This is a genomic window from Streptomyces sp. XY006 (assembly GCF_002237655.1).
GTDB lineage: Bacteria > Actinomycetota > Actinomycetes > Streptomycetales > Streptomycetaceae > Streptomyces > Streptomyces levis.
Map to the genome: position 1 here is coordinate 191,080 of NZ_NOKT01000005.1, position 13,571 is coordinate 204,650.

12 protein-coding genes are annotated in these 13,571 nt (G+C 74.5%); 8 read left to right on the plus strand and 4 right to left on the minus strand.

Annotated features, from left to right (window positions below):
* Position 1: 1 nt before the first annotated feature.
* The 4 genes from rfaE2 to CHR28_RS08500 are packed head-to-tail and all read left to right on the plus strand — an operon-like array spanning position 2 to position 4,192.
* Positions 2 to 1,363 (plus strand): D-glycero-beta-D-manno-heptose 1-phosphate adenylyltransferase, encoded by a 1,362-nt coding sequence (rfaE2, locus tag CHR28_RS08485; RefSeq protein ID WP_094052881.1) that lies wholly within the window; start codon positions 2 to 4, stop codon positions 1,361 to 1,363.
* Positions 1,364 to 1,422: 59 nt separating this feature from the next.
* A complete protein-coding gene (locus CHR28_RS08490) occupies positions 1,423 to 2,400 on the plus strand; it encodes a glycosyltransferase family 9 protein (RefSeq protein ID WP_094052961.1) in 978 nt (325 codons plus the stop codon).
* A gap of 17 nt (positions 2,401 to 2,417) precedes the next feature.
* Positions 2,418 to 3,299, plus strand: a complete 882-nt coding sequence (locus tag CHR28_RS08495; RefSeq protein ID WP_179272354.1) for a glycosyltransferase family 2 protein — start codon at positions 2,418 to 2,420, stop codon at positions 3,297 to 3,299.
* Positions 3,296 to 4,192 carry a glycosyltransferase family 2 protein gene (locus CHR28_RS08500; protein WP_094052883.1) on the plus strand — a complete coding sequence of 299 codons (897 nt, stop codon included), beginning with the start codon at positions 3,296 to 3,298 and terminating at the stop codon, positions 4,190 to 4,192. Before CHR28_RS08495 ends, CHR28_RS08500 begins: the two co-directional genes overlap by 4 nt.
* A gap of 63 nt (positions 4,193 to 4,255) precedes the next feature.
* Here CHR28_RS08500 and CHR28_RS08505 read toward each other — a convergent pair whose 3' ends face one another.
* Positions 4,256 to 4,576, minus strand: coding sequence for a DUF3040 domain-containing protein (locus tag CHR28_RS08505; protein WP_094052884.1), 321 nt, complete (start codon positions 4,574 to 4,576; stop codon positions 4,256 to 4,258).
* A gap of 105 nt (positions 4,577 to 4,681) precedes the next feature.
* Positions 4,682 to 5,590 carry a polysaccharide pyruvyl transferase family protein gene (locus tag CHR28_RS08510; protein WP_094052885.1) on the minus strand — a complete coding sequence of 303 codons (909 nt, stop codon included), beginning with the start codon at positions 5,588 to 5,590 and terminating at the stop codon, positions 4,682 to 4,684.
* Between the two features lie 118 nt (positions 5,591 to 5,708).
* On the opposite strand from CHR28_RS08510, the gene CHR28_RS38755 reads away from it, so the two are divergent.
* Together CHR28_RS38755 and CHR28_RS08520 are read left to right on the plus strand one after the other, a co-directional pair.
* Positions 5,709 to 6,551 (plus strand): helix-turn-helix domain-containing protein, encoded by an 843-nt coding sequence (locus tag CHR28_RS38755; protein ID WP_094052886.1) that lies wholly within the window; start codon positions 5,709 to 5,711, stop codon positions 6,549 to 6,551.
* 63 nt (positions 6,552 to 6,614) lie between these two features.
* On the plus strand, positions 6,615 to 7,070 hold the full coding sequence (locus CHR28_RS08520; protein ID WP_094052887.1) for a VOC family protein: 456 nt from the start codon (positions 6,615 to 6,617) through the stop codon (positions 7,068 to 7,070).
* A 69-nt stretch (positions 7,071 to 7,139) separates the two neighbouring features.
* On the opposite strand, the gene CHR28_RS08525 is transcribed toward CHR28_RS08520, so the two are convergent.
* Positions 7,140 to 8,675: an MFS transporter gene (locus CHR28_RS08525; RefSeq protein ID WP_094052964.1), complete on the minus strand. Its 1,536-nt coding sequence runs from the start codon at positions 8,673 to 8,675 to the stop codon at positions 7,140 to 7,142.
* 296 nt (positions 8,676 to 8,971) lie between these two features.
* Here CHR28_RS08525 and CHR28_RS08530 point away from each other — a divergent pair, with 296 nt between their 5' ends.
* Together CHR28_RS08530 and pntB are read left to right on the plus strand one after the other, a co-directional pair.
* Positions 8,972 to 10,528 carry a Re/Si-specific NAD(P)(+) transhydrogenase subunit alpha gene (locus tag CHR28_RS08530; RefSeq protein ID WP_094052888.1) on the plus strand — a complete coding sequence of 519 codons (1,557 nt, stop codon included), beginning with the start codon at positions 8,972 to 8,974 and terminating at the stop codon, positions 10,526 to 10,528.
* 6 nt (positions 10,529 to 10,534) lie between these two features.
* Positions 10,535 to 11,968 carry a Re/Si-specific NAD(P)(+) transhydrogenase subunit beta gene (pntB, locus tag CHR28_RS08535; protein ID WP_094052889.1) on the plus strand — a complete coding sequence of 478 codons (1,434 nt, stop codon included), beginning with the start codon at positions 10,535 to 10,537 and terminating at the stop codon, positions 11,966 to 11,968.
* A gap of 83 nt (positions 11,969 to 12,051) precedes the next feature.
* Here pntB and argG read toward each other — a convergent pair whose 3' ends face one another.
* Positions 12,052 to 13,506, minus strand: a complete 1,455-nt coding sequence (gene argG / locus CHR28_RS08540; RefSeq protein WP_094052890.1) for an argininosuccinate synthase — start codon at positions 13,504 to 13,506, stop codon at positions 12,052 to 12,054.
* Positions 13,507 to 13,571: the final 65 nt, after the last annotated feature.

Sequence of the window (13,571 nt, forward strand, 5' to 3'; positions counted from 1 at the left end):
CATGGACCGCAAGGCCCCGCTGGTCGTGGTCGGCGACGCGCTGCTCGACCGGGACGTCACCGGCCACGCCGAGCGGCTCGCGCCCGACGCGCCCGTGCCCGTCGTCGACGACTGCGGGGAGCGGACCCGGCCCGGCGGGGCCGCGCTCGCCGCCTGGCTCGCCGCGCGCGACGGCCGGGACGTCACCCTGGTGACCGGCCTGGGCGACGACCCCGCCAGCCGCGAACTGCGCCGCCTGCTGGAACCCTGGCTCACCGTGGTCCCGCTGCCCCTGACCGGGCCCCTGTCCGAGAAGACCCGCGTCCTCGCGCAGGACCGCCCGCTGGTCCGCCTGGACCGGGGCACGGGCCGCACCCGCGAGGCCACCGGCGCCGCCCGCGAGCTCGTCCGCCGCGCACCCGCCGTGCTGGTCTCCGACTACGGCCGGGGCACCGCCTGCGCCCTGCGCGACGACCTGGCCGCCCGGCCGCCCCTCGTCTGGGACCCGCACCCGCGCGGCGGCACCCCCGTACCCGGCACGCGGCTGGTGACCCCCGCCGAGAAGGAGGCCCACGCCCTCGCCCCGCGGGACGGCATCCCGCGCCGCGACCTGCACGCCGCCGCCCACAGCGCCGCCGCCCTCGTACGGCAGTGGCGGGCCGCCGCCGTCGCCGTCACCCTCGGCGCGCGCGGCGCCCTGCTCTCCTACGGCGAGCACCCGCTGCTCGTCCCCGCGCCCGCCACCCACCCCGGCGACAGCTGCGGGGCCGGCGACCGGTTCGCCGCCACGGCGGCCGGACTGCTCGCCGACGGCGTCCTGGTCGCCGAGGCGGTCGAGGGGGCGGTGGCCGCGGCGAGCGGCTTCGTCGCGGCCGGCGGCGCCTCCGCCGTACCCACCGCCGACACCCCGCCGGTGCTCCCGCCCGACGACGGCGACCCGTTCGCCCTGGCCGCCCGGGTGCGGGCCGCGCACGGCACCGTGGTCGCCGCCGGCGGCTGCTTCGACCTGCTGCACGCCGGTCACGTCGGCCTCCTCCAGGCCGCCCGGCGGCTCGGCGACCGCCTCGTGGTGTGCGTCAACTCCGACGCCTGGGTGCGGCGCCGCAAGGGCGAGGGACGCCCCGTCAACCCGCTCGCCGACCGGGTCCGCGTGCTGCGCGCCCTGGCCTGCGTCGACGCGGTCGCCGTGTTCGACGAGGACACCCCCGAGCGTCTCCTGGGCGATCTGCGGCCCGACGTCTGGGTCAAGGGCGGCGACTACGCGGCCGCCGACCTGCCCGAGGCCGCCCTGCTGCAGCGGTGGGGCGGCCAGGCGATCCTGCTGCCCTACCTCGACGGCCGGTCCTCCACGGCCCTGATGGAGCGGGCGGCGGAAGCGCGATGACGCACCCGAAGGGCCGGACCGCGGGGGCGGACACGCAGGCCGCGCGGCAGGCTGCTGCCATGACACCGGACCCGGCATCCGCCGCCCCGCCGCCCCGCCTCCTCGTCCTGCGGGCCCTGGGCCTCGGCGACCTGCTCGCCGGCGTGCCCGCCCTGCGCGCCCTGCGGCGGGCGTACCCGCGCCACGAACTCGTGCTGGCCGCGCCCGCCGAGCTCGCACCGGTCGCCGAGGCGACGGGCGCCGTGGACCGGCTGCTGCCCGCCGCCGCCCCGGGGCGCGCGGTGCCGCGCTCGCTCGACTGGAGCGGCCCGCCCCCGGACGTCGCCGTCGACCTGCACGGCAACGGCCCGCCCAGCCACCGGCTGCTGATGGACCTGCGCCCGCTGGAACTGCTCGCCTTCGCCCACCCCGACACCCCGGAGGTCGACGGCCCGCCCTGGCGCGCCGAGGAGCACGAGCGCGACCGCTGGTGCCGCCTGCTGCGGGCGTACGGCATCGACGCCGACCCCGGCGACGTGCACCTGGCCCGCCCGCGCACCGCCTCCCCGGCGCCCGGCGCGGTCGTGCTGCACCCCGGGGCCGGATCACCGGCCCGCTGCTGGCCCGTGGAGCGCTACGCCGCCGTCGCGACGGAGCTGCGCGCCCGGGGCCTGCGGGTCGTCGTCACCGGCGGCGCCGACGAGGGCGATCTCGTGGCCCGGCTCGCCAAGCAGGCCGGCCTGCCGGACACCGACGTCTTCGGCGGCGGCCTGCCCTTCGGCCGGCTGGCCGCGCTGGTCGCCGACGCGCGGGTCGTCATCAGCGGCGACACCGGCATCGCCCATCTCGCGGTCGCCCACGCCACGCGCTCGGTCACGCTGTTCGGCCCGGTGGCGCCGAGCCGCTGGGGCCCGCCGCCCGACCCGCGCCACCGGGCGCTGTGGTACGGCCCGGAGGGAGATCCGCACGGCCGGCGCACCGACCCCGCACTGCTGCGCATCACCGTCGACGACGTCCTGGACGCCGTCACCGCACTGACCGGCATCCAGCACCCATGAGGAGGGGACCTTGCATCATGGCCGCTGCGCGCCAGGACCCGAGCCCCGTCGGCATCGTCATCGCCACCCGCAACCGCTCCGCCACGCTCGCCGAGGCCCTGCGCAGGCTGCACACCCTCCCGGAGCGGCCGGAGATCCTCGTCGTCGACAACGCCTCCACCGACGACACCCGCACCCGGCTCGCCCGCGACTTCCCCGAGGTCCGCGTCCTGGCCCTGCCGTTCAACCACGGCGCCCTCGCCCGCACCTACGGCGCCCGCATCCTGGACACGCCGTACGTGGCGTTCAGCGACGACGACTCCTGGTGGGCGCCCGGCGCCCTGGACACCGCCGTCCGCCTCTTCGAGGCCCATCCGCGGCTCGGCCTGATCGCCGCCCGGACGCTGGTCGGCCCCGCCGCGGCCCCCGACCCCCTCAACGACGTGCTGGCCGGCTCGCCCCTCGGCTGCGTCGGCGACCTGCCGGGCACACAGGTGCTGGGGTTCCTCGCCTGCGCCTGTGTGGTCCGCCGCCGCGCCTACCTCGACGCGGGCGGCTTCCACCGGCTGCTGTTCTTCGGCGGCGAGGAGACCCTCCTCGCCTACGACCTGGCCGCGCGCGGCTGGGGCGTCACCCACTGCCCGGACGTCGTCGCCCACCACCACCCGGCGTCCGGGCCCCGCACCGGCCGCCCGGTGGTCCAGCGCCGCAACGAACTCCTCACCGCCTGGCTGCGCCGCCCCGTGCCCTACGCCCTCGCCCGCACCCGCGAACTCGCCGCCGAGGCCCGCTACGACGGCCACGCCCGCCGGGCGCTGCGCGGCACGCTGGTCCGGCTGCCCGCGGCGCTGCGCCAGCGCAGGCCCCTGCCGCCGCACGTCGAGCGGGCCGCGCGCCTGCTGGAGGGAGTGACCGCGTGACCGATCACCGCACCACTGTCGTGGTCATCACCCACAACCGGCGCCGGGAGCTGCTGCGCACCCTCGACCGGCTCGCCGAACTGCCGGAGAGACCGCCGGTGATCGTCACCGACAACGGCTCCACGGACGGCACCGCCGACGCCGTCGCCCGCCACCACCCCGGGGTGCGGCTGCTGCGGCCCGGCCGCAACCATGGCGCGGTCGGCCGCAACCTGGCGATGCGGCAGGTCACCACGCCCTACGTGGCGTTCTGCGACGACGACTCCTGGTGGGCGCCCGGTGCGCCGGCCGGTGCGGCCGACCTGCTGGACGGGCACCCGGGGCTCGGCACCGTCACGGCCCGGATCGTCGTCGAGCCGGACGGCACCGACGACCCGATCGTGGAAGAGCTGCGCAACTCGCCGGTGCCCGGCCCGGGCCGGCTGCCGGGGCCCGCGCTCGGCTCCTTCCTGGCCGCCGCCACCGTGCTGCGCGCCGACGCCTTCCGGGCCGCGGGCGGCTTCCACCCGCGGCTGTGGCTGGGCGGCGAGGAGGAACTGCTCGCCGCCGACCTGGCGGCCGACGGCTGGTGGCTGACGTACGCCGACCACCTGGCGGTGCACCACCACCCCTCGGTGGCCCGGGACGCGACCCTGCGCCGCTCCCACGGCATCCGCAACACCCTGCGGTTCACCTGGCTGCGCCGTCCGGCCGGGCCCGCCCTGCGCCGTACCGCGCACCTGGCCCGCACGGTCCCGCGCGACACCGCGTCCCTGCGCGCCTTCGCCGAGGCGGCGGCCGCCCTGCCCTGGGTGCTGCGCGAACGCCGGGTCCTGCCGCACGAGGTGGAGTCCCGGCTGCGCCTGCTGGAGCCGGCCCAGCGCGCCTCGAAGGCCCGCCGCTACACGGGGTGACGGGCCGGCTGACGGGCCGGCGCGGGCCGGTCGGGTGGCGCAGGCCGGTCCGGGCGAGGGCTGTCAGCCCCCGCACCACCGGCACATCAGCCGGAACCCGGCGAACAGCGTCAGCGGCCACAGCGCGGCGAACGCCCAGATGACGGCGGGCTGGGAGGTGACCATCCCGGCCACCATCAGACCCGTCGAGACCGCGAACAGGACGGCCACGGTCAGGACGCGCGGCCGGTAGGAGGCGAGGCGGGCCGGCACCCTGGCCGGATCGGGGCGGCGGGAGGGCCGCAGGGTGCGCATACGGCGGTCCAGGCGGCGGTCGCGGCGCAGGACGCGTTCCATCTCGTCGAGGATGCGCTGCTCGTGGTCGGGGAGTCGGCCGATGGACACGCGGTTCTCCTTCCGGGCGGCCGGACCGTGGATCCTCCCGGCGGGACGTGCGGCGGGGACGTGCGGCGGGGGACGGACAAGCGGGTGCCCCGCGAGGCGCGCAAGCTAACCGGGAACCGGCCGGGCCAGCGCCTCGACGAGCCGGTCCGCGCTGTCCGGCGCGGTGCCCTCACGGAACCCGTCCCGGATCTGCCGCGCGGTCACCCGGCCGCCGGTCAGGCACCAGTCCCACCAGCGGTCCAGCTGCCGCACCTCCAGCCGTTCGGCCGGCACCAGCGCGGGCCAGCCGCAGGCCCGGGCCTGTGCGGTCAGCTTGGCGCCGCCGGCGACCGGGTCGACGGCCAGCACCGGGGTGCCGACCCGCAGGGCGATCACCATGCCGTGCAGCCGGTCGGTGACCACGAGGTCCAGCCGGGCCAGCACGGACTGCAGTTGCGCGGGCGTGGCGCTCAGGTGCCAGTCGTGGGTGTCGAGCCGGGTCTCCAGCTCCAGCCGGGCGCAGTCCTTCGCCGCGAGCCAGCGCGTCACCTCCTCGGCGACCTGTCCGTGCCGCCGCAGCTGCCCGTACTCCTCCTGCCCGTGGGTGAGGATCACCCCGACGACCGGCCTGGCCGGCACCTCGGGGGCGCGGGCCGCCAGGTCCTCCACCGGTTCGCGGTCCGGCGCGTCCCTGGGCAGCACCCGGTGGAAGCCGGTCACGGCCGCGCTGGCCGGGTCGATCACCGAGGTGCCGACGGCGATCCGCACCGAGTGCGCGAACCGCCGGTGCAGCTCCTCCAGCTGCGGGCCGTGCAGCGGGCCGCAGACGAACACCAGGTGGCTGTAGTCCTCGGGCCACAGCCGGTCCAGATGCAGCGCCTCCGGCCGGAAGCCGGGACTCCACGCGATGTCGTAGGGGATGCCCGTCCCCCGCAGCACGTCCTCCACCCGGCGCAGGGCCAGCACGTCCCCGGCGGTGGCCTCCCCGTCCCGGAAGCTGAACCACCCGGTGAGCAGCACCCTGCGCGGTCGCATGCCCTGTCGTGTCTGCACACGCCCTGAGTGCCCGCCCGAAAGCAGTGCAATCAGGGCATTACGTACACGGAGTCCGCGGTCACCGTGCGTACAGGAAGACCGGCCGTAGGCTGGACGCATGGCTCGTACGGCGGAGGCGGCACCCGTCGCGGTCACCGTCCGGCCGTCGGCGCCCGCGCTCGGGCCGTTGATCGGCGCGCTGGGCCTGGTCGAGGGCCGGTTCGCGCACGCCGCCGAGCTGGCGCTGCCGACGGGCGGGGTGCAGCTGCTGGTCAACCTGCACCGGGACGTCCTGTCCTCCTCCGCACCGGGCGGCCCGGACCTGCGCACCGCCGGAGCCGCGCTGCAGGGGCCGTCCACCGGACCGGCGTTGATCGATCCCGCGCAGCAACGCGCCGTCGTGTGGGCGGCCTTCCGGCCCGCCGGGATCCACCCCTTCCTCACCGCCCCGGTGGGCGCGCTGCGCGACCGGCTCGTGGGACTGGACGAACTGTGGGGCACGGACGGCGCGGTGCTGCGCGAGCGGCTGCTCCTGGCCCGGGCCACCGGCGGCCCCGAGGCCTGCCTGCGGGAGCTGGAGCGGGCCCTGCTGGGGCGGGCGGCACGGCCCCTGGAGCCCGACCCGGGGGTCCGCCTCGCCGCGGTCCTGCTGGACCGCGGGACGCCCGTGGCCGAGGTCGCCGACCGGCTCGGCTGGACCGCACGGCGACTGGCCCACCGGTGCACCGAACACCTGGGGCTCCCGCCCAAGCGGTACGCCCGGGTGCGGCGCTTCCAGCGGCTGCTGCGGCGGGTGAACACCGGGCCCGCGGCACCGGACTGGGCGCTCCTCGCCGCCGACTGCGGCTACCACGACCAGGCCCATCTGATCCACGAGTTCCGCGCGCTGGCCGGCCTCACGCCGACCGCGTACGCACCGCGCTCCCCGCTCGCCCGCAATCACGTGCCGCTCGACGGGTGACGTGCCCGCCGCCCGGCGTTTTTCTACAATCCACGGCCCCGCTCGACCCGTCATCGTGACGGCATGACACACAGCACCCACACCCCGAACGTCACCCGGCTCCACGCCCGGCTCGTGGTCTCCGACGGGCCCCACGCGATCGACTTCTACCGGACCGCGCTCGGCGCCGAGGAGATCGAGCGCTACACCGGCCCCGGGGGGAGGATCGTGCACGCCCTGCTGCGCCTCGGCGACACGGTCGTCGCGGTCAAGGACGCCGACGAGGGCGACCCTGCCCCGCCCTCCCTCGGCGGCAGCCCCGTGATCATGGCCCTGGACGTCACCGACGCGGACGCCGTGGCCGAGGCGATGCTGCGGGGCGGGGCGACGGTGGTGTACCCCGTCGCCGACCAGCCCTACGGACAGCGCGGCGGGCGGCTCGCCGACCCGTTCGGCCATCTCTGGATGATCTCCCAGACCATCGAGGACCTCACGCCGGAGGAGATCCAGCGGCGCACGGACGGGATGTTCGCGTCCTGACGGACACCGGCAGCTCCTGACGGACACCGGCGGCGTCGACGGGCGCCCGCACCGTGCCGCCGGACGGCGTCAGCGGGCCCGCGCCGCCGGCTCCCCGGCCTCCGCCGCCTTGGCCGCGTCCACCGTGCCGCCCGGGTGGCGCAGGGCGCACAGGAACGCCACGCCCAGGGCGATGGCCATGCCGTAGAAGACCCACTGGTTGGCCTCGGCGAAGTCCATGCGGATCGCGGACATCGCGTCCCGGGTCGCCTCGGCGGCGGACCCGGAGCCGGTGGGCGGCCGGGCGTCGCCGCTGCCCGTGATCGACTCGGTGACGTCCCGGGCCACCGTGTCCGCCTGCCCGGCGGACATCCCCTGCGACTCCAGGGTGTTCTCGACCTTGGTGGAGGTGACGTGCGTCAGGACGGTGCCGTAGACGGCCAGTCCCACGCTCGCCGCGTAGTTGCGCACGGTCTGGGTGATGCCGGTGACCTCGCCGTACGAGGCGCCGATGGACCGGTTCACGGCGTCCGTGGAGGCCGGTGCCAGGACGAAGCCGATACCGGCCCCGGCCAGGGCCGCGTAGGGCCACTGGTCGTGCATGGACAGGTCGGTGAGCTTGCCCGCCCACAGCGCGAAGCCCACGCATCCCAGGGCCGTGCCCAGCTTCAGGGCCGGGCGCGCACCCTGCTTGTCGAGGATCCGCCCGCCCCACTGGGAGGCGATCGCGAAGCCCACGAAGAAGTACAGCAGGAACAGGGCGGCCTGGTTCGGCGAGGCGCTCAGGGACACCTGGGCGTAGACCGAGGTGAAGAAGAACAACGGAACGAAGGCGAGCATCGAGAAGAACAGCACCGCCGCGTCGACCGTGAACGCCTTGTCGCGGAAGACCCGCAGGTCGATCAGCGGATGCCGGACCCGGTGCTCGAAGCGCACGAACACGCCGAGCACCGCGATGCCGCCCGCGATGCAGACCCAGGTCGCCCAGCTGTACCACCCCCAGGACCAGGCCTGCTGGAAGCCCAGCACGCTCAGGCCCATGCCCGCCGCGACGAGCACGGCACCCCGCACGTCCAGCGTGCCGGAGCGCCGCCGGTCGGCGATGTGCGCCAGGGCCGTCAGCACCAGGGCCACGATCGCGACCGGGACGTTGACCCAGAACACCGCCCGCCACGTCCAGCTCGTCAGCCAGCCGCCCAGCAGCGGGCCGATGGCGGTCAGCGCGCCGGTGACACCGAAGAACAGGGCGAGGGCGCGGCCGCGCCGCTCGACCGGGAACACGGCCACCACCACCGCCAGCGCCGCCGGGAAGAGCAGGGCCGCGCCGAGCCCCTGGGTGGCGCGGAAGACGATGAGCCAGGTCTGCGCCGCACCGCCGGCGGGCACACAGCCGCACAGCACCGACGAGACGACGAAGACGAGCGTGCCGGCGACGACGACCCGGCGCGGGCCGTAGAGGTCCGCGAGGCGCCCGCCGAGGGCGAAGAAGGCCGCGAGGGACAGCAGATAGGCGTTGACCACCCACTGCATGCCGGAGGACGACAGATCCAGCTCGCGGACGATGTCCGGAGCCGCGATCGACACGATGGTCTGGTCGATGAACGTCATCGCGACGGCGAACATCATCGCCGCCAGCGCCACCGACTGGTGCGGTGCGGTACGGGAAGGGGACGCGGTCCCGCGCCCCGGGCGCGCAGTGCTCACCACTTCAGTCTGCGCGCGACCGTGCCCTGCCGCATCAGAGGACCCGTCAGGCCCCGCGCGTCACAGCGATACCGCCGAATGGCTCTCCGGGCAACCCCCCGGTCGTGTGAGGACCACCTCTCCGGCCATGTGACCACGGTCCGCCACGGATGCCGCGTCGAACGTGCAGGATGCGGGCACCAAGGTGGACAGGCAGCGAACGACGGGAGAGGCAGACGATGGCCCCAGCGGAACCAGAACCCCAGAGGATCGGCGTCCCGGCCGAATCCACTGCGGGCGAGACCAGGGTGGCGGCGACCCCCGCCACCGTGGGGAGACTTGTCGCGCTCGGGTACGACGTGGTGGTCGAACCGGGAGCGGGGGCCTCGTCCCGCTTCTCCGACGCGGCGTACGAGGAGGCGGGAGCGCGGCTCGGCGACCCGTGGGCGGCCGAGATCGTCCTGAAGGTCAACGCCCCCTCGGCCGAGGAGATCGGCAGGCTCCGTGACGGGGCCACGCTGATCGCGCTGATCAGCCCCGCCTTCAACCCGGAGCTGGTCGAGGAGCTGGCCCGGCGGCCGATCACCGTGCTCGCCATGGACGCCGTGCCGCGCATCTCGCGCGCCCAGTCCCTGGACGTGCTCAGCTCGATGGCGAACATCGCCGGCTACCGGGCCGTGGTCGAGGCCGCGCACGCTTTCGGCCGTTTCTTCACCGGGCAGGTGACCGCCGCCGGCAAGGTGCCGCCCGCGAAGGTCCTGGTCGCCGGCGCCGGTGTGGCCGGTCTCGCGGCGATCGGCGCGGCCCGCAGCCTCGGCGCCGTGGTCCGCGCCACCGACCCGCGGCCCGAGGTCGCCGAGCAGGTCCGCTCCCTCGGCGGCGAGTTCCTGACGGTCTCCGCCGAACAGGAGGTCAGCACCGACGGCTACGCCAAGGCCACGTCCGAGGACTACAACCGGCTCGCCGCGCAGCTGTACGCCGAGCAGGCCGCCGACGTCGACATCATCGTCACCACCGCCCTCATCCCGGGCCGTCCGGCGCCGACGCTCATCACCGCCGAGCACGTGGCCCGGATGAAGCCCGGCAGCGTCATCGTCGACATGGCCGCGGCCCAGGGCGGCAACGTCGAGGGCACGGTCCCCGGCAAGGCCGTCGTCACCGACAACGACGTGACGATCATCGGCTACACCGATCTGCCCGGCCGGCTCCCCGCCCAGGCCTCGCAGTTGTACGGCACCAACATCGTCAACCTGATGAAGCTGCTCACCCCCGGCAAGGACGGCCGGCTCGTCCTCGACTTCGACGACGTGGTGCAGCGCTCGATCACGGTGGTCCGCGAGGGCGAGAAGACCTGGCCGCCGCCCCCGGTCCAGGTGTCCGCCGCCCCCGCCCCGGCCGCGGCCAAGGAGCCGGAGCCGGCAGCCTCCGGGACACCGGCGAAGCCCGCCCGCCCCGCCTGGTCCTCCTACGCCCTCGTCGGCGCGGGAGCGCTCGCGCTGTTCCTCGTGACGGCCTTCTCCCCGAGCGAACTCCTCGGCCACTTCACGGTGTTCGTCCTGGCGATCGTCATCGGCTTCTACGTCATCGGCAATGTGCACCACGCGCTGCACACCCCGCTGATGTCGGTCACCAACGCCATCTCCGGGATCGTCGTGGTCGGCGCGCTGCTGCAGATCGGGCAGGGCGACACGGCCGTCACCGTGCTGTCGTTCGCCGCGATCCTGCTGGCGAGCATCAACATCTTCGGCGGATTCGCCGTCACCCGCCGCATGCTCGGCATGTTCTCGAAGGGCTGATCAGGGATGACCACAGACACGGCCGCACAGGCCGCCTACGTCGTCGCGGCGCTGCTGTTCATCCTCAGCCTCGCCGGGCTCTCGCAGCACCGCACCTCCCGCTCCGGCGTCGTCTGGGGCATCGCCGGCATGGTCGTCGCGCTGGCCGCCACGGTCGGTCTCGCCTCCCGGAGCATCAGCGCCACCGGGCTGGTGCTGATCGTGGTGGCGACCGCCGTCGGCGCGGGCATCGGGCTCTGGCGGGCCAAGGTCGTCGAGATGACCGGCATGCCCGAGCTGATCGCCATCATGCACAGCCTCGTCGGCCTGGCCGCCACCTTCGTCGGCTGGAACGGCTACCTCGACGTCGACGCCGAGCTCAGCGGCTCGCTGCTCGGCATCCACCACGCCGAGGTGTTCATCGGCGTCTTCATCGGCGCCGTCACCTTCACGGGCTCGGTCGTGGCCTACCTGAAGCTCTCGGCGCGCATCGCCTCCCGCCCGCTGACGCTGCCCGGCAAGCACGTGCTGAACATCGGCGCGCTGGTCGCCTTCGTGGGGCTGACCATCGCGTTCGTGGCCCGGCCGAACATGGGCCTGCTCATCGCGGTCACCGTGGTCGCCCTGGCGCTCGGCGCGCACCTGGTCGCCTCCATCGGCGGCGGTGACATGCCGGTGGTGGTCTCCATGCTGAACAGCTACTCGGGCTGGGCGGCGGCCGCCTCGGGCTTCCTGCTCGCCAACAACCTGCTCATCGTCACCGGCGCGCTGGTCGGCTCCTCCGGTGCCTACCTGTCGTACATCATGTGCAAGGCGATGAACCGGTCGTTCATCTCGGTGATCGCCGGCGGCTTCGGCACTCCCGCCGCCGCGGCCGACGAGGGCGAGCAGGGCGAGCACCGGGAGATCAGCGCCGAGGAGACGGCGGAACTCCTCGGCAACGCCACCTCGGTCATCATCACGCCGGGCTACGGCATGGCCGTCGCCCAGGCCCAGTACCCGGTCGCCGAACTCGCCCGCAAGCTGCGCGAGCGGGGTGTCGAGGTGCGCTTCGGGATCCACCAGGTCGCCGGCCGGCTGCCCGGGCACATGAACGTGCTCCTCGCCGAGGCGAACGTGCCGTACGACATCGTCCTGGAGATGGACGAGATCAACGACGACTTCGCCGCCACCTCGGTCGTCCTGGTCATCGGCGCCAACGACACGGTCAACCCGGCCGCCACGGACAATCCGTCCAGCCCCATCGCGGGCATGCCGGTGCTGCACGTGTGGGAGGCGGCGAACGTGGTCGTCTTCAAGCGGTCCATGGCCGCCGGCTACGCGGGCGTGCAGAACCCGCTGTTCTTCCGCGAGAACACCCAGATGCTCTTCGGCGACGCCAAGCAGCGCGTGGAGGACATCCTGCGCGGCCTGGACGCCCTGGACACACCGGTCCGGGAGATGGCGGGCACGTCCCGCTGAACCACCGCGCGGCGACGGCGTGAAGGCCGGCTCGACAGTGTCGAGCCGGCCTTCACGTGTCCGTCGCGTGTCCCGTCGTGCGGTCAGTCCGTGCCGGACTCCATTGCCGCGCGGTCCAGCCAGGCGTCCTCCTCGGAGACCGCGCCGCGGGAGGCGATGGCCTCGGCGCCGCCCTCGGGCAGCTCCGGCATGGTGCCGATCAGCCCGGTCGCGGCGGCCTGGGAGGCGCCGATGGTGGGGCTGCCGGTGCCGATCAGGCCGATGCCGGCGTACTGCTCCAGCTTGGCGCGCGAGTCGGCGATGTCGAGGTTGCGCATGGTGAGCTGGCCGATCCGGTCCACGGGGCCGAACGCGGAGTCCTCGGTGCGCTCCATGGACAGCTTGTCCGGGTGGTAGCTGAAGGCCGGGCCCTTGGTGTCGAGGATCGAGTAGTCCTCACCGCGCCGCAGCCGCAGCGTCACCTCGCCGGTGACGGCCGCGCCGACCCAGCGCTGCAGCGACTCGCGGATCATCAGCGCCTGCGGGTCCAGCCAGCGGCCCTCGTACATGAGCCGTCCGAGGCGACGGCCCTCGGAGTGGTACTGGGCGAGGGTGTCCTCGTTGTGGATCGCGTTGACCAGCCGCTCGTAGGCGGCGTGCAGCAGGGCCATGCCCGGGGCCTCGTAGATGCCGCGGCTCTTGGCCTCGATGATCCGGTTCTCGATCTGGTCGGACATGCCCAGGCCGTGCCGGCCGCCGATGGCGTTGGCCTCCATGACCAGGTCGACGGCGGTGGCGAACTCCTTGCCGTTGATCGACACCGGGCGGCCCTGGTCGAAGCCGATCGTCACGTCCTCGGTGGCGATCTCGACCGAGGGGTCCCAGAACTTCACGCCCATGATGGGCTCGACGGTCTCGATGCCGGTGTCCAGGTGCTCCAGGGTCTTGGCCTCGTGGGTGGCGCCCCAGATGTTGGCGTCGGTGGAGTACGCCTTCTCCGTGGAGTCCCGGTAGGGGAGTCCGTGGGCGAGCAGCCACTCGGACATCTCCTTGCGGCCGCCCAGCTCGGTCACGAACGCCGCGTCCAGCCAGGGCTTGTAGATCCTGAGGTGCGGGTTGGCGAGCAGGCCGTAGCGGTAGAACCGCTCGATGTCGTTGCCCTTGAAGGTCGAGCCGTCGCCCCAGATCTGGACGTCGTCCTCCAGCATCGCCCGCACCAGCAGCGTGCCGGTGACGGCCCGGCCGAGCGGGGTGGTGTTGAAGTAGGCCCGCCCGCCCGAGCGGATGTGGAACGCGCCGCAGGTCAGCGCGGCCAGGCCCTCCTCGACCAGCGCCGCGCGGCAGTCGACCAGGCGCGCGATCTCGGCGCCGTAGGTCTGGGCACGGCCGGGCACCGAGGCGATGTCGGGCTCGTCGTACTGGCCGATGTCGGCGGTGTAGGTGCACGGGACGGCGCCCTTGTCGCGCATCCACGCGACCGCGACGGACGTGTCGAGACCGCCCGAGAAGGCGATGCCGACGCGCTCGCCGGCGGGCAGGGAGGTGAGGACCTTGGACATAGAAAGAGTATGTCTCACTTTGCATAGTCATGCAAGCGGGGTATGCGGCATCACCCTCCCCGCCG

Coding starts and splice junctions, on each gene's coding strand:
- rfaE2 (WP_094052881.1), top strand. CDS start 2: ATGGACCGCAAGGCCCCGCTGGTCGTGGTCGGCGACGCGCTGCTCGAC.
- CHR28_RS08490 (WP_094052961.1), top strand. CDS start 1,423: ATGACACCGGACCCGGCATCCGCCGCCCCGCCGCCCCGCCTCCTCGTC.
- CHR28_RS08495 (WP_179272354.1), top strand. CDS start 2,418: ATGGCCGCTGCGCGCCAGGACCCGAGCCCCGTCGGCATCGTCATCGCC.
- CHR28_RS08510 (WP_094052885.1), bottom strand. CDS start 5,590: ATGCGACCGCGCAGGGTGCTGCTCACCGGGTGGTTCAGCTTCCGGGAC.
- CHR28_RS38755 (WP_094052886.1), top strand. CDS start 5,709: ATGGCTCGTACGGCGGAGGCGGCACCCGTCGCGGTCACCGTCCGGCCG.
- CHR28_RS08520 (WP_094052887.1), top strand. CDS start 6,615: ATGACACACAGCACCCACACCCCGAACGTCACCCGGCTCCACGCCCGG.
- CHR28_RS08525 (WP_094052964.1), bottom strand. CDS start 8,675: ATGATGTTCGCCGTCGCGATGACGTTCATCGACCAGACCATCGTGTCG.
- CHR28_RS08530 (WP_094052888.1), top strand. CDS start 8,972: ATGGCCCCAGCGGAACCAGAACCCCAGAGGATCGGCGTCCCGGCCGAA.
- pntB (WP_094052889.1), top strand. CDS start 10,535: ATGACCACAGACACGGCCGCACAGGCCGCCTACGTCGTCGCGGCGCTG.
- argG (WP_094052890.1), bottom strand. CDS start 13,506: ATGTCCAAGGTCCTCACCTCCCTGCCCGCCGGCGAGCGCGTCGGCATC.